Genomic DNA, 18,302 nt, shown 5'->3' on the forward strand with positions numbered 1-18,302 from the left:
TTTGAAAACAATGAAGATCGGTAAGACAGACTTGCAGGTGTCACGTATTGGATTAGGAACATGGGCGATTGGCGGAGGTCCTGCATTTGAAAATAAAGATAACGAAGCTACTTCTATTGCCACTATTCAGCATGCGTTGGATCTGGATATTAACTTTTTAGATACTGCTCCAGGCTATAACTTTGGAAATAGTGAAAAAATTGTTGGGAAGGCGATTAACAAGAAGCGAAAAGACTATGTTGTGATCACAAAATTTGGTATCACTTGGGAACGAGAAGGTGCATTTTTCAATAAAGTAGGTGAAACCTCACTTTATAAAAATCTATCTAAAGATTCTATCCGATTAGAGATAGAGTCAAGTCTTGAGCGATTACAAACAGATTATATTGACATTTATATGAGTCACTGGCAGTCGGTTGAGCCTTACTTTACACCTATCTCAGAAACGATGGATGTATTGAATGAATTGAAGGCAGAAGGAAAGATTCGAGGAATAGGCGCTGCCAATGTAGATGTTGACCATGTAAAAGAATACTTAAAGCAAGGGCAATTAGATATTATTCAAGCAAAATATAGTATTTTAGATCGACAAGTTGAAGAAGAATTATTGCCGCTATGTAAAGAACATGGTGTTACGATTCAAGCGTACTCTCCATTAGAAATGGGAATTTTGACGGGAACTATAGATAAAGATTACATTGCACCAGAGGGAACAGCACGTTTTGGAAAGAAATGGTTTGAACCTGAAAATCTTGCTAAAGTTGTTGATATGATTGACCAATGGAAGCCGCTATGTGAAAAATATGATTGCAGTGTGGCTAACTTAGCAATTGCGTGGATTCTAGCTCAAGGTGACAATATCAATGTTCTAAGTGGCTCAACAACTCCAGAAGAGCTAGATGAAAATAGCAAAGCTTTGGATATTGATCTTTCAAAAGAAGATATAGCATATATGCGTGAACTAGCAGAAGCGATTTCTTAAGAATCGTACGGATATTTCTAGTAATATAGAACCTTATCAACATATTTAATGAAGTGTGTAGTAAAGTATATTGAACAAAATAGCTCTCAGTGATCAATTAAAATGATTGCTAAGAGCTTTTTATTTTTGATTTTTAAAAATAATAGTTGATTTGTTCTGTAAATCGACTATGAATATTTGAACAAGCTCTTAGTGGTCAGACCGACTGATCGCTAGGAGCTTGTTTTGATATTTTAGAAAAAAATAGTTGAGCCTTTAAAGAAGCGAGAATAACAGAGGTGACTGTATTGATTTAGTTCAAAATCATGAATTTGTTTAGGGAAAATCGTTTAATCTCTATCGCTATAGATTGATTCTTTTTATACCGAATCTCGTTTGATTAACCTCGTATTAATACGAATTTTGAAGTTTGGTTGTTTATTGTAACTGATGAGATCAATTAAGGTATCAACGGCAGATGTTCCTAATAATTGTCGATTAACATCAACTGTTGTGAGAGAAGGCGTAGTTATCTCGCTATTAGGTCTATTGTTGTAGCCAACAATAGCTATATCTTCTGGTATTCTATATCCAAATTCTTGAAGGGCTTTCATTGCACCAATAGCAATTGTATCATCATCAGTTACAAATGCTTTAGGAATGTAAATGTCAGTTGTCAACCACTTCTTCATAGCTTGGTAACTACCTTCCTCTGTGTAAGGAAGAGAGATAATTTTTTCTTTTGTAAGTTCAATTCCAAAGTATTTCATAGCATCTTCATAGCCATTCTTTCTTTCCACAAAGCTATTAATTAAATAAAAACTTTGAAGATAGCCGATATCAGTGTGATTCATATTGATTAAATGCTCAATTGATTGAAAAGTCCCCATAGCGTTATTAATGGAGACCGTGACCACTTCATATTGCGATAAATCATTGTCTAGGACAACAAACGGTAGTTTTAAATGCTCAAAATAAGGAACATGTTTATTTTCAATTTCAGTTCCAAAAATTATTACACCTTTAGCGTCTGTTGAATTTATTCTCTTAAACTGTTCTTCCAAATTTTCATTTGCATCAATAGTTATCAAAAAGATATTATAACCATATTTCGCAGCTTGTTTCTCGATCGTCTCCATCATTAGCAAGAAAAAGGAATGGTGGTTAATAATTTTTCCATGATTTTTAAAAATAGCAAAGCATATATTTTTTGTTTCGACAATTTCCTTTTTTATTAAATGCTCATACCCCATCTCACTTAAAGTTTTTTTTACTCGGCTACGCGTGACATCTGAAACTCCTGCTTTATTGTTAATTACTAAAGAGAGAGCCGCCGGAGAAATATTTAATCGTTTTGCTAAATCTTTATTTGAAATTTTTTTCATACGTAATATCCCACCTATCAGTGTTTCTACACGATATCATTATATATATTAGTTCTCTAAAAAACAAATTTATGGATAATCACTAAATATTTAGTGTTTACAAACTGAACGTTCAGTGATATTATGTATTTGTTCATGAAAACGCATTCTTTTATTGTCCAGCTAAGTACCATTAATTTTATAGTTTTCAAATTGTGTTTTTTAGCACAATAAAAAAATAGAAGGAGAGAGATATTATGCCAGAAATATTTGATCATCAAGGAAAACCAGTACAGCACATGAGAGCACGTGTAAATGGATTACGCATGCACTATGTGATTGCAGGAGAGGGGGAACCTTTATTACTACTACATGGAACACCAAAAACGCACTATTATTGGTATAAAATGTTTCCACTGTTAACTGAAAATTTCACTGTAATAGCTCCGGATTTACGTGGATTTGGAGATACAGACAAGCCCACTGCCGAAGAAGGTTATGATTCTGAAACAAATGCAAAAGATATGGAAACATTGATGACTCAATTGGGCTATGATCAATTTCACCTTCATGGTGAAGATCGAGGAGCTGAATTTGCCTATGCGTTAGCAGCTAGGAATCCTGAAAGAGTAAAAACTTTGTCTTTTTGTGAAATGCTACTTTCTGGAGGTTTATTAGAAGAAATGTCATATTTCAAGCCTGAAAATATTCGGTTGCAGTATGATCAACAGGGAGTTTGGCAATGGCACATTCCGTTTTTCTGGATAGCTCACGTACCTGAAATGCTAATAACTGGACGGGAAAGAGAGTTTTGGGCTGATTGGATGAAGAAAGAAACCTGGAATCCTAATGCAATTGATGAAACCTGTATTGATGAATGGATTTCTCATATCAAAGCACCTGGGGGCTTACGAGGTGTTTTAGAAACCTACCGCGCTACATTCAAAAATGGACAAATTAATGATGAGCTCAGTAAGACTAAATTGAAAATGCCGGTAATGTCAATTGGAGCTCCTGAATTTTTTGGACCTATGGTGGCTGAACAAATGCGTGAAGTAGCTGAGAATGTTGTAAAATCCGAAGTATTTGAAAAATGTGGGCATAGTCTAGCTTTAGAAGCTCCTGAACGTTTGGCTGATGCATTAATTGATTTTATATCTGGAAACTCTTAAATGGATTTGTCTCAAAGGAAGTAGGCGAGAACTTCCTTTGAGATTTATTAAAAAATTTGAGGAGGAAAACTAAATGAAAATATTTCGATCATTCATCGGATTCTTTATAGCCTGTACAGTTATTTCAGCTAATTTTGGTCAGTTGGCTGATTTGATTGGTCCCTTTGGAGGTTTTTTAGCAGCGATCATTTTAGTGGCACCAATGTGGTTTGTTTGCCATTATTTAAATCTTGTTGATAATAAACCATCTGCTGTTTTTGTGGATTTGGGAATTGCTGTAGGCGTTTGCTGTATATTTAGAGATACGTTGTTGCTAGGAAGTTCCGCTTTTTTTGAAGGTTTACCAACAATTCTACTGACGGCACTAGGGGGAGCACTAGGTGGTTTTGCATCTGCTTTAGTAGAAAAAGATATGGCAAAAATAAAAGAAGAACGTCCGATCATTCCTGAACCGGGTATGACGGAGTATGAAATGAAGCAGCTAAAAATTGAGGAGGATGCATAGATATGACAATTTCTCAGGTATTAACCACATTAACAGGGGCTTTCATGTTTCCGTTTCTTTGTAGAATTGGTTGGGGGCGCTTAGTAGATAATTTTGGTCCAATAGGAGGATGGATCGCAGCGGCCTTTATTACAGGAACCATGTGGCTATTTAATCATGGCTTGAATAAACACTTAATAATACAAACTGGTGTATGGGTAGATATGGGATTGGCAGCAGGAGTTGGTGTATGGGTAGCCACAGCGACTTTAGGTTTCAAAAAAAGAGAGTCAATGAAGAACTTAGCTTCAGCAATTCTCGCAGGAATCGTAGGCGGCTTCATACTATCTTTGATGTAGATAATTTGTATAGTTTTAGAAGGAGGTTTATCTATGGGATTTGTTGAATGGATAGGTAGTAACTTTATTGGAATATTTGAGGAAGCAGCAAGAATATTCATAAGTATGTTCAGTGCTCTTGTACCACTTTTACTCATCATGTTAGTTTTCACAGATTCCATCACAATAATGATTGGAAATAAGCAGATTAAATGGCTAATAAAAAAAATTGCTAAGTTACCAATTCTAAATATTTCACTATTACCAGTTTTATCAGCCCTTTTTTTGAGAAATCCATTGGCTTATTCATCGAGTAAGTATCTAAAGGAAAAGGAGAAAACTGCATTTTATGATGCTTTAGTTTCGTTTATCCATCCGGTTACGGCATTAGTACCTTCATCAAATCCTGCTGAAATATTTGTATTTTGGAGTATTACATACGGTGTTATTCAGTCTGGTAATAACTTTAGTTCGATTGCTATTCGTTATTTCATTTGTGGTATATTCATTGCCTGTTTTAGAGGTATTTTTACTTACTTTTTCTATCAATGGCAGCATTTAAAAGTATTTAGAAAGAAGTCTATTCAAAAGGTTTGAAGATAAAAAAATATTGATTAGTTTTGTTGGATATTGATTTGAATCAACGTCCAACAAAACCTGTACATGTAATTTGGTAATAACGCTATAACAATAGTAATAAGGTACTCTGAATATTTATTTCGCTTTGCTTTATAAAAAGAGGTTAATTAAAAAATCGCTTAATCTCTATCGCTGCAGATTCTGCGGAATCAGAGGCATGAACGATATTTTCACTAGCATTTATTGCAAAATCGCCTCGAATCGTACCGGGTGAAGCTTCTAGAGCATTGGTTGTCCCAATCATTCTTCTTACTATCTGAATGACATTTTCTTGTTCCAATACAATGACGATTACTGGACCGGAAGTCATATATGAGAGGATGTCATTAAAGAATGGTTCATTCTTTAAATGGTCGTAGTGCTCCTTAACTAAGGAGTTATCTAGGATTCTTTGATCCATTTTCTTTATTGTTAAATCCCGCTCTTCAAATCGTTGGATAATTCGTCCTATGAGTTTTCTCTTTAACCCATCCGGTTTAATTATTACCAGTGTTTGTTCCAAAACGTTCACCTCTTCGTAAGTTTCTAAATCAAAAAGCGCCAGAGAAATCATCAACAAAAACGGTTTAAAAGTACGATTTACTTTTATAGTCATAATATACTCTTTTATTGTGAAAATGTAAACTATATTTTAGGAAAAAACGTCGAGAACACTAAATAAGTTTAGGTATAGATAGGATAGAAAACAACGAAAAATCCAGAATGATAAAACATATTCTCGATAGGTTACAGTATATTCCGTATTTAAAGGGATTATTTGCATAAAGAAATTATTTTAGACAGTGGATAGCTTATTAAAAATAACTTTTAGAAAATAGATCAATAGAAAATATGGAAAAATAAATTGTTCAACAAATCACAAAATAGTTGACTTCGTTTAATTTTTATGGAATAATACGGAACTATATTTATAGTATGGACCAAATGATTCACCGAGGAAGGATTTTTTTTCGCGATGTTTGTGATTTTTTTCACGGTTGTGTTGGAAAAGAAAGGAAGATGGATGGATGAAGAAAAGGAAAATTCAAGTACCATTTTATTGTGTGAATTCTCAAGTGCTTTGGAAAGATGAAGAAGCGGTCAAGAATGCTGTGCTGGTGGATAAAAAGGTTTCTCAATTAGGGATGGATGCTATATTTACGGTATCCAGTGAGGATGTATCAAAAGTAAAAAAAGCAGTAAATCGAGTGAAACTAGCAATCGATTTTGAAAACGCGAAGCCTGATAACTTGGAACGATTGAAGGCAGAAGGTGCGGAGATTATTATCTTTGATGATTTAGAAAGTATTTTTAATATTAAAAATATTTTAGAGATCGTCAAGGAGCTAGATTACTCTGTTTTAGTGAGGACCGCAAAGCCATTTGAAATCCCTGAAAATGTATTGAAGTATTTAGATATCATCAAATGGAAGTTTGGCGAAGATACTGCTGAGCTGCTGTCAGATACTCAGTTGACTGCTAAGCAGAATACGTTCCTAAAAAAATTCAAGTCGGAGTATCCTGACATAGCAATTATTTACGGTACAAAGCAAAATATTTCTAGTAATCTGGTTTTGAATACCTTGTTAATCGGCATGGATGGTTTTGGGGAGATCAATGGCTACAGAACAACTACCGAGAAACGAGCAGAAATGCTGAATGCAATGAATGATTACAAAAATGTGCTGGACTTTATCAGGTAATAGCTTGGCCTAAATATTTTTTACTGTGTAAACAACGGCTACGGACTTTTCCGTAGTCTTTTTTTGTTTGAAGCAGAATTTCATAAGTTATAAAAAAGTGAGGCTAGCATTTTGGAACATTTGGTAAAAAAGTTACCAAATGTTATTTTATATTTTTTGATAATCAAATTATACGGATCGTAACATATGTTCTAATTGCGTAACATATTCCAGATAAGTGAAAAAAAGTTGCAAGTAAGCGTTGACAAACACTTTTTAGGTGCTATACTGGGAATTGTTAAACATATGCCAACGCTATTGGCATATGACAATAAACGATGGAGGGTTCAAAATGACGTTATATGGCAAGCTGTTAGAGAGAGAAAAAAATGGTGCTCCTATTAAAGTTGGAGTTATTGGTGCAGGGCAAATGGGATTCGGAATGATTTCTCAAATTTCAACAATTCCGGGAATGATCGTAGCAGGAATCAGCGACATCAATTTAGATGCGGCGAATCGTGCGGCGGATGCGTACAATGCAAGCGCAGACACAAAGGTTGATATTCTAATCAGTCAAAACTTTAAAGACATCATTCATTCTGACAAGGTCGAAATTATTGTTGATGCGACAGGTGTTCCAGAAGCTGGAGCGCAGATTTCATTAGAATCACTGATGGCTAAAAAGCACTTAGTTTTACTAAATGTTGAAATTGACATCACCATTGGCCCACTAATGAAAAAAATGTATGATGCAACCGACTTAATTTACACAGGTTCAGACGGTGACGAGCCTGCAGCAACGATGCAAATGTATGAATTTGCTAAAAGCATGGGGATGGAAGTGCTGGTTGCTGGTAAAGGAAAGAATAATAAGTTAATGGTTCACGCTAATCCAGATACTGCTGCTGAAAAAGCGAAAGCACAAGTGATGAGTCCAAAAATTCTAGCTTCATTCCAGGATGGTACGAAGACTATGGGAGAAATGAACTTATTATCTAATGCTATGGGATTTGTTCCAGATGTAGTCGGAATGCATGGTATTTCAGCAGATTTAGATGGCACTGTTAAAAACTTGGATCTAAAAGAAAACGGCGGCGTATTAAGCAAGTTTGGTGTCGTTGAATACGTTGACGGTATTGCACCAGGAATCTTCTGTATCGTTAAAGGACAAAATGAAGGTGTTGCGCATGAAATGAACTACTTGATGAAGAAGGGTGATCGCGATCACCATATCTTGTATCGCCCATTCCATTTGTGCTCATTAGAAACACCAATCACGATTGCTCGTGCTGTTTTAGAACAGGATACAGCTATTGTTCCAATGGGAGCGCCAGTTTCAGAAACGGTATGTGTTGCTAAGAAAGATATCAAAGCAGGCGAAAAAATTGATGGAATCGGTGGATTCTGTGTACGCGGTGTACTAGAAACACATGAAGACATGAAGAAAAATGCCAATATTCCAATTGGCTTAATCGCGGGAGCAGTTGCTAAGAAGGACATCAAGGATGGCGCCTTCTTGACGATGGATGATGTTGAGCTAGACGAATCAACCACTGTTTACAAATTACGCAAGCTGCAAGATGAAACATTTGCTTAAAACGAAAGAAGAAAAATGGTCGCAGATAGAGCCAACACTCTATCTGCAACTTATATAGAAAAGAGGACACTGTATGCAGATTCTGCTGATCGCTCTTTGCTTCTTGATGGTGACTCAAAGCTTAGCGAGTATTATGCAAGTAAAATATTACCAGAAATTTATTCGGAAAATGACTGATGACTTTGATCATTGTTCAACTTATGAGCTATATACCGATGTATCAAAGGGTTCTTTGTTTAAGGCGATTGTAGCCGTCGTGGTGGATGAAGATGGGAAAATAATCAGCTGCTATGCATGCAGGGGCCTTACAATATTTGCTCGTTTTAAAAAAGAAGAACGCTATCACGGTCTAACATTGACAGAGATTCATCAAAGAAAAACAAATCAGAATCGCTCCAATCAGATAGAAAGTGTTTTAGACAAGGTCTATTTAAGGAAAATGGAAGCGATTACTGATCTCTAGGAGGAGTTAATAATATGAAGTATATCGAGTGGTTTGGTAAAAATTTCATTGGATTGTTTGAAGCAGGTGGCGAACAGTTTACAAGTTTTATGACAGGAATTGTTCCACTGCTGATTGTTCTATTGACCTTTACGTATTCAGTTATTGCATTTATCGGAGAAGAACGCGTCGATAAAGCTATCCGCTATTGTTCGAAATATATGATTTTACGTTATTCCGTTATGCCGATATTGTCCGTTATGATGCTTACAAATCCTATGGCTTATACTTTTGGGAAATTTGTTAAAGAAGAAGAGAAGCCGGCCTTTTATGATTCAGTAGTGTCCTTCTTACATCCTGTAACGGGACTATTCCCTTATGCGAATGCCGGAGAGCTGTTTGTTTACCTAGGGATCGCAAATGGTGTGATGAAAGCAGGATATAGTCAATCAAGCTTGGCCGTTCGTTACTTCCTAGTAGGTGTCGTGGTGATTTTGATGCGGGGAATCGTAACAGAAAAATTGACAAAATTCTTGATTGCTAAGGAATCTAAGAATGCGAAAGCATAAACAGAAACCGGATGATAATTTTAAAACATAGGAGGCAAATAAATGTATAAATCAGTTTTTGTAGAGCCTGGAACTGGCGGTTGGGGAGTAGGATTGACGCTAGTTCCTACTGAAAAACGGAATAAAGTAGTATCTGTAACGGGCGGAGGAATCCATCCTGTTGCACAACAAATAGCAGATTTAACCGGGGCAGAGGCTTGGGATGGCTTCAAGAATCAGGTTCCTGAAGATGAGATGATTTGTGCTGTCATTGATTGCGGCGGTACAGCTCGAATTGGGGTTTATCCAATGAAGCGGATTCCAACAGTGGATATCTTGCCTTCATCTCCATCGGGACCATTGGCAAAACATATCACAGAAGACATTTTTGTTTCAGGAGTAAAGCCGGCGAATGTGAAGCTTGCTGACAATACCAATGCTGTTCAAGCAACAGAGCCAGAGGCGGCAGCTGTTGAAGAACCTGAGGAAAAATTTGAAGAGAAGTATGCGAAAGCAAAAGAAGCTCACGCGCAAGAAAATGCGAAGAAAGATAGTTTCCTAGTTAAGTTTTCTCGAGGGATTGGTGGCGTAATGGGTGTATTCTACCAATCAGGCCGTGATGCAGTGGATATGCTGTTGAAAAATATTATCCCTTTTATGGCATTTATCAGTATGATGATCGGGATTATCAACTATACGGGAATAGGGGATCTGATTGCTAAGGTTTTGTCACCGTTAGCGGGTTCGCTTCCAGGGATGATTGTGCTATCATTGATCTGCAGTATTCCAATTTTATCTCCAATCTTGGGACCGGGTGCGGTTATTTCCCAAGTAATCGGTGTATTGATTGGTACTCAAATTGCAAATGGTTCTATCCCTGTCCAATACGCGTTGCCAGCTCTTTTTGCTATTAATGCACATGTTGGTTGTGACTTTATTCCAGTGGGACTTTCTCTTGGGGAAGCGAAACCAGAGACTGTTCAGGTCGGAGTGCCGGCAATTCTGTATAGTCGAGTGCTTACTGGATTTACCGCAGTAATTCTTGCCTATTTTGCAAGTTTCGGTATGTACTAAAAAGTTAAATACAAGGAGAAGAACAGATGGTAAAAACGAAAATAGTAGAAATCGGCAGTATGGTGCCAGCTTTTGAAGAGGAACGCTTGGTCATTTTATTTGGACCACAAGCAACACCGGAATTAAGAGACATTTCAGTTATTCACGAGGTACAAGAACAACCGAATAACTCAATTTCGGTAGGCGGCAAGCTAAAAATGGGAAATAAAGTGTATAATATAGAAGAAGTTGGTTCTCAGGCGAACTCAAACTTTGATGAGTTGGGTCACATTTCTATCTACTTCCGTAATGAGATAGGAGAAATCTTGCCTGGGGCAATCATTGTAAGTCCGGGAGAATTTCCAGCTTTTGAAGTTGGGGATGAAATAGAATTTATTTAGCGAAAAAACTCCCTTTCATTTAGGGAGTTTTTTGCTTAGGAGGTCAATAATGGATATTCAAGACGATCGTGATTTAGTTAGAGTAGCAACAATGTATTACAAAGAGGATATGAAGCAATCGGATATTGCCAAACAATTGGGGATTTCTAGGCAATTAGTATCAAAATACTTAGTTGATGCTCGAAGCAAAGGGATTGTGGACATCAATATCAACAGCTCAAGCGCCTACTCCGTGCAATTAGAATTAAAATTGCAAAAGGTCTTTGGACTCAAACGAGTAGCAGTACTAGACACTAGTTATCTGGAAAAACAAGAAATTGAGAAGTTGATTATTCAAACGGCAATTTCCTCCTTCAAAAAGGATATTGCTAAAGCGAGTAAAATTGGTGTCTCATGGGGAAGAATCCTGCGAAGATTGGTTGATGAATATCCATACGTGAATCAACCGGAATCAACAGTCATCCCTCTTATTGGAGGCATGGGTTCAGATCGAGTAGAGGTTCACTCGAATCAAATTGCCCACGATTTATCTCGAAAAATGCGGGCAAAGTGTAAATATTTGTATGTTCCTGCCCTAGTGGATAGCCGGGATATTAAAAAGAACCTGGTTGAGAATGTAACAGTAAAGGATGTACTGGAGGACGGCAAGAAAGTAGATTTTGCTTTAGTAGGTATAGCATCCCCTTTTTCCAAAAGCAATACGATGGCTGAAATTGGGTATATTGATCAAAAGGACATCAGTGAATTAGCAGAAGTTCATGTCGTTGGAGATGTTAATTCTCGTTTCTTTGATGATAATGGCAATGAGGTCGATTGTCGAATTAATGAAAATGTGATTGGAATAAACTTACACGATATTCGCAAAATTGATAAGGTATGCGCTATTTGTTACGAAGATGAAAAGAAGGATGTATTGTTCACCGCTATTGAATCCAGCATAATAAACTGCCTCACCTTAACGGATGTACTTGCAGAATATTTGTTAGAGAGAAAGAATAAAAACGAATAAATGATTATTCGATGATTGATGGATAAACAATCCAATCGTTCTTTTTTTCTAAAAGCATGTCCGTCAAAGCTACTCATTAATTAGGAGGGGAAAAATGGGATTATCTGATGATAAAAGAGTACTGGTCGAGATCGCTTCCCTGTATTATGAACAAGGAAATACCCAGGAAGAAATTGCTCAAAAGATGAATTTTAGCCGGTCTTTAGTCTCTAAATTTTTAGCAAAGGCCAGAAAAGATGGAATTATTGAATTTACTATCAATGATGACTCCGCTAGACCTTATAGAGGAGTAGAGGAACAGCTGAAAAAGAAATACCGGTTAGAGGAAGTTGTCTGCGTGGAATCCACCGATCGGGGACTACAAGTAAAAATATTAGGAATTGCTGCGGCTAAATATCTTTCAAGAATTGTAAAGTCTGATCATATTGTTGGGGTCTCCGCGGGTACGACGGTTCATGAAGCGGCGATAAATTTTTCTAAACAGCATCAATTGCCAAATGTTAAGTTTGTCCCATTGGTCGGAGGAATGGGAATGGAGCACATCACCATTCAGTCTAACAGAGTCTGTGAGCTGTTTGCTTCACAGTCCGGGGGGCGATCGGTTGAATTACACGCTCCGATAACACTGGATGATAAGGAAGCAAAAGAAATTTTGATCAGACAATCATTTATCAAAAACGTATTCGATGAAGCAGAAGCTGCAGATATAGCATTAGTAGGAATAGGCGGGACACCGATCTATTCTACATTGACCAGCGCCTACTTATCTGACCAAGTAAAGGTCGGTTCAGAATACTCGCAGGATAAAATTGCTGGAGATATTTGCTATAATTTTATCGATCATCATGGGAATTTAGCGAAATGCGATTGGAATGATCGAGTCGTTGCATTTGATTTAAACAAATTGAAAGAAATTCCTCGTAGGATAGGTGTTTCTGGCGGCAAAGAAAAAATCAGCGGCATCAGATCCGCTCTTGCCGGCCGTTTGATCAATATTCTAATTACAGATGAAAAAACTGGCCGAGAACTACTGAACGATTAATTATTACGATTGAAATCATATAAGGAAATAACCACAAAACCTAGACACCAAAACAAGCTCCTAGCGATCAGATTGACTGATTGCTAGGAGCTTGTTTGTATTGGTCTAATAACGTAACTCAATTTTTTTCTCGGTCAGGAAGTTTGACCATTCCTTTGAAACGTTTTGATTTGTAATGATGCAGTCAATAGATTCAAAATCAGATATCAAGTAAACGGTTCGGAAATCGAACTTAGTGTTATCCGCTAACAAGAAGTTTTTTTCGGAGGAGAGAAAAATACTTTCTCTGATTTTGGCTTCTTGTTCATTGGTATCTGATGGGCCAGCGGGCATCGATAGGCCGGAGCAGCTGACAAAGGCTTTGTTGATAACATACTTTCCGATTGATTCATTGGTAATGTTGCCTACCAATGAGTTGGATTTTCCTCGAAGGGTGCCTCCAAGAATGATCAGATTAACATTCTTTGAATCCATTAGGATCGATCCGTTAATAATCGAGTTGGTAATCACTGTCACAGATAGCTGGGCTTCCTTGATTAGTTTTGCCAAGCTGATAGCTGTGGTTGAGGAGTCGATCGCAATTGTGTCACCGGGATGAATGTATTCTAAAGCAATTTGGGCAATTCTGTTTTTTTCATCCTGAAGCATCTCTGTACGGATAGTGATCGGGACCTCATTATCCACCGGTTCGATCAGAAAAGCCCCTCCGCGAACTCTCTTGATTTTATTGGCATTTTGCAGCTCTACTAAATCATTGCGCACAGTTTCCTCCGTCACATCAAACATTTTGCTTAATTCCGAGGTGGAAACACTTCCATTTTCATTCAGCAAGTTCTCAATAATTCTCAAACGTTCAAACTTCAGCATTTTTTTATGTACCTCACTTCGCTAGACTTCTACTTTATGATAGCAATCCTAGAATTGAAAATCAATATTATAATATTTGTATTCTTTTTGATTGTTTTGGGTAATTTGGTTTTATTTTGGAAATATCGAAAAAAAGATTGACTTACTTTGGAAAACTTTGTATATTGAGTTCAAGGAAAGCGCTTACCCAAAAACAAACCAAAAAAAGGAGAATTTTAATGGAAAAAGGAAATTTTAAAGGAATGCTGCCTCTGGTTATTTTCTTAGTACTCTATATGTTTACTGGGCTATCCACAGGAAGCTTCGAGAACATGCCGCTGATGATTGGAATTTCCATCGCATGTGCAGTCGCTTTAATGATGAACAAAAAGGATGATAAGAAAAGCTTTGATGAGAAGGTAACGATTTTCTGCAAGGGCGCTGGGGATCACACATTGATTCTAATGGTAATCATCTTCATGTTAGCTGGGGCGTTCTATGGTGTTGCCAATGCGATGCATGCGGTCGATTCGGTTTCAAATCTTGGTCTGAGTATTTTACCTTCCAATATGATTCTACCGGGAATTTTTCTAATTGCTTGTTTATTAAGCTTTGCGATGGGTACTTCAATGGGAACTGTTGCGGCACTGGCCCCAATCGCCATTGATATTGCTGAGAAGACTGGATCTAATGTGGCTCTTTTATGTGGGATTGTTGTTGGCGGGGCGATGTTTGGGGATAATCTTTCATTTATTTCGGATACAACGATTGCGGCGACCAGAACTCAAGAAGTGACGATGAAATCAAAATTCAAAGCCAATATTTTAATCGTACTTCCAGCGGTTCTTGTGAATGTCATTATTCTTGCGCTGCAGCCGATCGACACTAGCGCTATTACAGGAGGAACTTATAGCTATAATTTAGTAAATATCTTACCTTATCTACTCGTAATCGTGTTGTCATTGGTGGGGATCAATGTTATTAACGTAATGACTTTAGGAGTAATGTCCGGTTTGGTAATCGGTTTAATACATGGAGATTTTGGTTTGACAGGATTCATGAAGACGATTCATGAAGGTATGATGGGAATGCAGGATATGGCAATTATCGCTATTTTGGTGGGTGGATTGGTTGCTGTGATGAAGTATCTTGGAGGAATCGACTGGCTGTTATACAACTTGACAAAAGGTGTGAAAACAAAACGAGGAGCAGAATTTTCAATCGCGGCACTTGTAAGCTTGATTGATATTGCGACAACCAATAATACGATTTCGATTATTGCGGCTGGCCCGTTGGCTAGAGGAATCGCTGATCGCTTCAATATTTCCCGCTCTCGGACAGCGAGTATTTTGGATCTTTTTTCATCGGCGTTTAATGGCTTGCTTCCATATGCAGGACAGCTTTTGGTTGTTGGCGGATTAGCAGGCGTATCACCAGTAAGTGTCATGCCGTATAACTGGTATTCCATGCTGATGATCGCAGCCGGCTGTGTCTCCATTCTTTTGCAAATTCCGACTATCAAGGATGAACGGGATGTTAGAACAGAAGAAGCAGAGGCTTCGGATATTCAACTAGAGGAAACAAAAGAAGTGGATACGATCAACTAGCTGCAGAAAAACGGTTATTAGGAGATGCGAGATGAAGAAATTACTAGTACGAGCACCGATGAATGATGAAAGTTTAGAGAGATTGCACTCGTTATTTACAGAAGTCGTTTATATGCCTTGGACAGATACCGGAGAACGGTTCTATGAAAAAGAGATGATCGCTTGTCTTTTAGCAGAAAGACCGGATGCCTTAATCACAGAGCTAGATGTGATTAATGAAACCGTTTTAAAGGGATACGCCGCTTTGAAATTTATTGGGGACTGTCGAGCATCGCCAGAAAATATTGATGTAAAGGCTTGTGAGAAATATAAGATTCCAGTGTTGTGTACTCCTGCTCGAAATGCTAATGCGGTTGCTGAAATGTGGGTCAGTACTTTGATCGCCTATGAGAGAAATCTGGTTGATTCAGTCAAGTGGACGAAAGAGAAGCAGTGGAAGCCCGGCACGACCCCCTATCATTTATGGATGGGAAATGAGATTTACAAGTCAAAGATTGGCTTTGTAGGCTTCGGAGCGGTGGCTAGAAACATCGCGAAGCTGCTTCAAGGGTTTAATGTAGAAATCTCGTTTTATGATCCTTTTGTAACGGGCTCAACAGAGTATCGGAAGGTTGGTTTAGAGGAACTATTTTCTACGTCTGATTACATCAGTATCCATCTGCCGGTCACTGATACCACTAAAAGGATGATTGATCGAGAGCTGCTCAGTCTCATTAAAAAGGATAGTCTCTTTATTAATTCTTCCAGAAGCGCGGTAGTCGACAATGAGGCACTTTATGAGTTAGTCGCCTTAGGAGCTATTCGCGGGGCAATCTTGGATGTACTGGATTCGGAGCCGCCGTTGGAATCGGATAGCAAGGTGGCTGATATTCCGAATATTTTACTAACGCCGCATATTTATGGGGCTTCACACCAAGTGGTCGATCATCATTCAGAGATCATTACACAAAGAATTATAGATTATTTGAATGAGCAAGCAGCGGTAGCAGGTGATCGACTATGAGCCAGGAAGCAGCGTTAATTATTGATATAGGAACTGGAAGTACTCGAGTAGCAGTCATCACAAGTGAGGGAACGCTGGTAACTATCAAGGGAGTAAAAAATAACTATCATTTGGATAATCGCTATAAGGATGCCAAATATTTTTTACCCGAAGAATTAAAGCAGACGATTTTTCAACTAATTCACGAGGTGCTGAGTGAATCAAAAGGAGTATCGATAAAGTATGTAAGCTCCTCCGCCGCAAGAGAGTCCTTCGTGTTGATCGATGGAAAAGGGCAGGATTATTATGGCCTGCCCAATATCGACAATCGGGGAAAAGATTGGCTGAAGGACATTCCAGAGCGCGAATATATCGAAAAATATACTGGACGGCCATTAACAGAAGATTTTGGCGCGATGAAGCTTTATGGATTGAAGCAAAAACGAGCAGAGCTGTTCCAATCGATCGACTATGTAATCAGCATAAGTGACTGGATCGGCTATCTTTTTACAGAGCAGATTGAAATGGAGTACTCTCAGGCCAGTGAGACTCAATTATTCAATATCTATACGAAGAAATGGGATCAGAAGCTGTGTGATGCTTTTGGGATCGAGCTGTCTGTACTGCCGCCGGTAACCAAAACAGGAGCAAGACATAAAATAGCAGAAAAAATCAAAGATCAATTCGATTTGGGTCAAGAATGCGTATATGTCGTTGGCGGAGCAGATACACAATTAGCCGCTCAAGGTATTGATCTAGCCGAAGATGAGATCGGGTTGATCTCGGGGACCTCATCACCTGTAGTGAAATATCAAGCGCAAATCCCTGATTTTGAGAAAAACAAAGAATTTAATTTTTGGTGCAGCTGCAATTTGGCTGGTGAGGGCTATCAGATTGAGACAAATCCTGGTGTAACAGGCTTGAATCTCCAGCAGATCATGGACAGTCTGGTGAAGGACACCTCGTATCAGAAGATCAATCAGTACATTGAAAAAAATTATCATCATTTGAAATGCTTGGCCAGCTTCACCACCCAATCTCCTTATAAAAATGTGGCTTTTTCCAGTGGCGGATTTTTGATGGATGTGCCATTTAGTCAGGAGATTGTTTATGAGGATTTTATTCATGCCATAGTTGCGGATATCGCGTTTTCGATTGCTTTTAAAATTCGTCAGAACGAGGTATTAAGTCAGACTACAGCAGCTTTCATTGTTGGTGCAGGCGGCGGGCTGCGCATGGAGACGTTGTGTCAAATGATTGCAGATTTAACCGAAAAGAAGCTGCTCTTAAAGGAAAATTACGATGAAGCCTCCATTATTGGTGCGGCGCGGGTTTGTTTTTCAGCGGATTCATCCATGAAGGAGCGGGCGATCCTGCATGAATACGAACCCAATAGTAACAATGAGTATTTGCGAGAAAAGCTGGAGCGATGGTTAATGTACAGAGAACAAATTAATAGTAAAAAAGAGATTGGAGCATTTTAAACATGAAGTATATGGCGGAAAGACAACAGATCGTAGAATTTGGGAAAAAATTGATTACGGAAAAGTTAACGACGGGAACTGGTGGGAATATCTCGATTTTTATTCGAGAGGACAATGTGATGCTGATCAGTCCAAGCGGTATTCCTTATAATGAAACACAACCAGAAGATATTGTCGTTTTAGATTTAGCTGGCAACGTGCTAGAAGGCACACGCAAACCTTCAAGTGAGTATCATATGCACTGTATTTTCTATCAAAAAACCGATTATGTGAATTCAGTGGTTCATACTCATTCAGATTATGCTACGGCAATTTCCTGCTTGTTACAAGAAATTGAGCCGTTACACTATATTATCGGCTCTGTAGGCGACAAGGTTCGCTGTTGTGACTATAAAACATTTGGAACTCAGGAGTTGGCGGATGAAGCTTACCGAGTAATGGGCAATAACAACGGTATCTTGTTAGGGAATCATGGTGTGCTTGCGATTGGTTCGAATTGTGCAGAGGCCTTTTCTGTTGCCAAGGACATCGAATTCTTAGCAAAATTGAAAATTCGGGCAGAATCAATCGGAAAGCCCGTTCTGTTAAATGAAGAACAAATGGAGGTAGTTGTTGAGAAATTTGGAACCTATGGGCAAGTAGAGCAAGAAGTCTAAAACATTAGGTTTAAGA

General features: G+C 38.1%; 20 protein-coding genes. 17 read left to right on the plus strand and 3 right to left on the minus strand.

All coding sequences use genetic code 11. The features are described from left to right. The first annotated feature begins 10 nt into the window (after positions 1-10). The gene (locus tag IGI67_RS20285) at positions 11-982 is read left to right on the plus strand and encodes an aldo/keto reductase (RefSeq protein WP_429959817.1); all 972 of its coding nucleotides are present in this window, start codon (positions 11-13) and stop codon (positions 980-982) included. Positions 983-1,341: 359 nt separating this feature from the next. Here the strand turns inward: IGI67_RS20285 and IGI67_RS20290 are convergent, their stop codons facing one another. Next, positions 1,342-2,346 (minus strand): LacI family DNA-binding transcriptional regulator, encoded by a 1,005-nt coding sequence (locus IGI67_RS20290; protein ID WP_429959051.1) that lies wholly within the window; start codon positions 2,344-2,346, stop codon positions 1,342-1,344. Positions 2,347-2,582: 236 nt separating this feature from the next. Between IGI67_RS20290 and IGI67_RS20295 the strand changes: the two genes are divergently transcribed. The 4 genes from IGI67_RS20295 (at position 2,583) to IGI67_RS20310 (ending at position 4,916) form a co-directional block, all read left to right on the plus strand. After that, the gene (locus IGI67_RS20295) at positions 2,583-3,497 is read left to right on the plus strand and encodes an alpha/beta fold hydrolase (protein ID WP_429959052.1); all 915 of its coding nucleotides are present in this window, start codon (positions 2,583-2,585) and stop codon (positions 3,495-3,497) included. 73 nt (positions 3,498-3,570) lie between these two features. Next, a complete protein-coding gene (locus tag IGI67_RS20300; RefSeq protein ID WP_429959053.1) occupies positions 3,571-4,002 on the plus strand; it encodes a Lin0368 family putative glycerol transporter subunit in 432 nt (143 codons plus the stop codon). Between the two features lie 2 nt (positions 4,003-4,004). Further along, the gene (locus IGI67_RS20305; RefSeq protein ID WP_429959054.1) at positions 4,005-4,340 is read left to right on the plus strand and encodes a Lin0368 family putative glycerol transporter subunit; all 336 of its coding nucleotides are present in this window, start codon (positions 4,005-4,007) and stop codon (positions 4,338-4,340) included. 33 nt (positions 4,341-4,373) lie between these two features. Beyond that, positions 4,374-4,916, plus strand: coding sequence for a PTS glucitol/sorbitol transporter subunit IIC (locus tag IGI67_RS20310; RefSeq protein ID WP_429959055.1), 543 nt, complete (start codon positions 4,374-4,376; stop codon positions 4,914-4,916). Positions 4,917-5,061: 145 nt separating this feature from the next. On the opposite strand, the gene ndk is transcribed toward IGI67_RS20310, so the two are convergent. Next, positions 5,062-5,460 carry a nucleoside-diphosphate kinase gene (ndk, locus tag IGI67_RS20315; RefSeq protein ID WP_429959818.1) on the minus strand — a complete coding sequence of 133 codons (399 nt, stop codon included), beginning with the start codon at positions 5,458-5,460 and terminating at the stop codon, positions 5,062-5,064. A 505-nt stretch (positions 5,461-5,965) separates the two neighbouring features. Here ndk and IGI67_RS20320 point away from each other — a divergent pair. The 8 genes from IGI67_RS20320 (at position 5,966) to IGI67_RS20355 (ending at position 12,711) form a co-directional block, all read left to right on the plus strand. Continuing rightward, positions 5,966-6,640: a hypothetical protein gene (locus IGI67_RS20320; protein WP_429959056.1), complete on the plus strand. Its 675-nt coding sequence runs from the start codon at positions 5,966-5,968 to the stop codon at positions 6,638-6,640. A gap of 331 nt (positions 6,641-6,971) precedes the next feature. Beyond that, positions 6,972-8,216, plus strand: coding sequence for an NAD(P)H-dependent oxidoreductase (locus tag IGI67_RS20325; protein ID WP_207107360.1), 1,245 nt, complete (start codon positions 6,972-6,974; stop codon positions 8,214-8,216). A gap of 73 nt (positions 8,217-8,289) precedes the next feature. Then, positions 8,290-8,679 carry a transcriptional regulator GutM gene (locus tag IGI67_RS20330; protein ID WP_207107359.1) on the plus strand — a complete coding sequence of 130 codons (390 nt, stop codon included), beginning with the start codon at positions 8,290-8,292 and terminating at the stop codon, positions 8,677-8,679. Between the two features lie 14 nt (positions 8,680-8,693). Continuing rightward, a complete protein-coding gene (srlA, locus tag IGI67_RS20335; RefSeq protein ID WP_207107358.1) occupies positions 8,694-9,227 on the plus strand; it encodes a PTS glucitol/sorbitol transporter subunit IIC in 534 nt (177 codons plus the stop codon). A gap of 42 nt (positions 9,228-9,269) precedes the next feature. Next, positions 9,270-10,280, plus strand: a complete 1,011-nt coding sequence (gene srlE / locus IGI67_RS20340; RefSeq protein ID WP_429959057.1) for a PTS glucitol/sorbitol transporter subunit IIB — start codon at positions 9,270-9,272, stop codon at positions 10,278-10,280. 26 nt (positions 10,281-10,306) lie between these two features. Next, on the plus strand, positions 10,307-10,660 hold the full coding sequence (locus tag IGI67_RS20345) for a PTS glucitol/sorbitol transporter subunit IIA (protein ID WP_207107356.1): 354 nt from the start codon (positions 10,307-10,309) through the stop codon (positions 10,658-10,660). 49 nt (positions 10,661-10,709) lie between these two features. Beyond that, on the plus strand, positions 10,710-11,669 hold the full coding sequence (locus tag IGI67_RS20350; RefSeq protein ID WP_429959058.1) for a sugar-binding transcriptional regulator: 960 nt from the start codon (positions 10,710-10,712) through the stop codon (positions 11,667-11,669). 94 nt (positions 11,670-11,763) lie between these two features. Continuing rightward, positions 11,764-12,711 (plus strand): sugar-binding transcriptional regulator, encoded by a 948-nt coding sequence (locus tag IGI67_RS20355; protein ID WP_207107354.1) that lies wholly within the window; start codon positions 11,764-11,766, stop codon positions 12,709-12,711. A 105-nt stretch (positions 12,712-12,816) separates the two neighbouring features. On the opposite strand, the gene IGI67_RS20360 is transcribed toward IGI67_RS20355, so the two are convergent. Further along, a complete protein-coding gene (locus IGI67_RS20360) occupies positions 12,817-13,578 on the minus strand; it encodes a DeoR/GlpR family DNA-binding transcription regulator (protein ID WP_429959059.1) in 762 nt (253 codons plus the stop codon). 218 nt (positions 13,579-13,796) lie between these two features. Here IGI67_RS20360 and IGI67_RS20365 point away from each other — a divergent pair, with 218 nt between their 5' ends. From IGI67_RS20365 to IGI67_RS20380, 4 genes are read left to right on the plus strand one after another with little or no spacing between them, the layout of a single operon-like run. Then, complete coding sequence (locus tag IGI67_RS20365; protein WP_429959060.1) at positions 13,797-15,164, plus strand: Na+/H+ antiporter NhaC family protein; 1,368 nt, start codon at positions 13,797-13,799, stop codon at positions 15,162-15,164. Between the two features lie 31 nt (positions 15,165-15,195). Further along, complete coding sequence (locus IGI67_RS20370) at positions 15,196-16,167, plus strand: NAD(P)-dependent oxidoreductase (protein WP_429959061.1); 972 nt, start codon at positions 15,196-15,198, stop codon at positions 16,165-16,167. After that, the gene (locus IGI67_RS20375) at positions 16,164-17,630 is read left to right on the plus strand and encodes an FGGY-family carbohydrate kinase (RefSeq protein ID WP_429959062.1); all 1,467 of its coding nucleotides are present in this window, start codon (positions 16,164-16,166) and stop codon (positions 17,628-17,630) included. Before IGI67_RS20370 ends, IGI67_RS20375 begins: the two co-directional genes overlap by 4 nt. A 2-nt stretch (positions 17,631-17,632) precedes the next feature. Next, the gene (locus IGI67_RS20380) at positions 17,633-18,286 is read left to right on the plus strand and encodes an L-fuculose-phosphate aldolase (protein WP_207107349.1); all 654 of its coding nucleotides are present in this window, start codon (positions 17,633-17,635) and stop codon (positions 18,284-18,286) included. Positions 18,287-18,302 lie beyond the last annotated feature (16 nt).

This window comes from Enterococcus sp. AZ196 (assembly GCF_050498845.1).
Taxonomy (GTDB): domain Bacteria; phylum Bacillota; class Bacilli; order Lactobacillales; family Enterococcaceae; genus Enterococcus_A; species Enterococcus_A murrayae.

Excerpts from the sequence above, each read along its gene's own strand:
- IGI67_RS20285 (WP_429959817.1), top strand. The coding sequence starts at position 11 with ATGAAGATCGGTAAGACAGACTTGCAGGTGTCACGTATTGGATTAGGA.
- IGI67_RS20290 (WP_429959051.1), bottom strand. The coding sequence starts at position 2,346 with ATGAAAAAAATTTCAAATAAAGATTTAGCAAAACGATTAAATATTTCT.
- IGI67_RS20295 (WP_429959052.1), top strand. The coding sequence starts at position 2,583 with ATGCCAGAAATATTTGATCATCAAGGAAAACCAGTACAGCACATGAGA.
- IGI67_RS20300 (WP_429959053.1), top strand. The coding sequence starts at position 3,571 with ATGAAAATATTTCGATCATTCATCGGATTCTTTATAGCCTGTACAGTT.
- IGI67_RS20305 (WP_429959054.1), top strand. The coding sequence starts at position 4,005 with ATGACAATTTCTCAGGTATTAACCACATTAACAGGGGCTTTCATGTTT.
- IGI67_RS20310 (WP_429959055.1), top strand. The coding sequence starts at position 4,374 with ATGGGATTTGTTGAATGGATAGGTAGTAACTTTATTGGAATATTTGAG.
- IGI67_RS20320 (WP_429959056.1), top strand. The coding sequence starts at position 5,966 with ATGAAGAAAAGGAAAATTCAAGTACCATTTTATTGTGTGAATTCTCAA.
- IGI67_RS20325 (WP_207107360.1), top strand. The coding sequence starts at position 6,972 with ATGACGTTATATGGCAAGCTGTTAGAGAGAGAAAAAAATGGTGCTCCT.
- IGI67_RS20330 (WP_207107359.1), top strand. The coding sequence starts at position 8,290 with ATGCAGATTCTGCTGATCGCTCTTTGCTTCTTGATGGTGACTCAAAGC.
- srlA (WP_207107358.1), top strand. The coding sequence starts at position 8,694 with ATGAAGTATATCGAGTGGTTTGGTAAAAATTTCATTGGATTGTTTGAA.
- srlE (WP_429959057.1), top strand. The coding sequence starts at position 9,270 with ATGTATAAATCAGTTTTTGTAGAGCCTGGAACTGGCGGTTGGGGAGTA.
- IGI67_RS20345 (WP_207107356.1), top strand. The coding sequence starts at position 10,307 with ATGGTAAAAACGAAAATAGTAGAAATCGGCAGTATGGTGCCAGCTTTT.
- IGI67_RS20350 (WP_429959058.1), top strand. The coding sequence starts at position 10,710 with ATGGATATTCAAGACGATCGTGATTTAGTTAGAGTAGCAACAATGTAT.
- IGI67_RS20355 (WP_207107354.1), top strand. The coding sequence starts at position 11,764 with ATGGGATTATCTGATGATAAAAGAGTACTGGTCGAGATCGCTTCCCTG.
- IGI67_RS20360 (WP_429959059.1), bottom strand. The coding sequence starts at position 13,578 with ATGCTGAAGTTTGAACGTTTGAGAATTATTGAGAACTTGCTGAATGAA.
- IGI67_RS20365 (WP_429959060.1), top strand. The coding sequence starts at position 13,797 with ATGGAAAAAGGAAATTTTAAAGGAATGCTGCCTCTGGTTATTTTCTTA.
- IGI67_RS20370 (WP_429959061.1), top strand. The coding sequence starts at position 15,196 with ATGAAGAAATTACTAGTACGAGCACCGATGAATGATGAAAGTTTAGAG.
- IGI67_RS20375 (WP_429959062.1), top strand. The coding sequence starts at position 16,164 with ATGAGCCAGGAAGCAGCGTTAATTATTGATATAGGAACTGGAAGTACT.
- IGI67_RS20380 (WP_207107349.1), top strand. The coding sequence starts at position 17,633 with ATGAAGTATATGGCGGAAAGACAACAGATCGTAGAATTTGGGAAAAAA.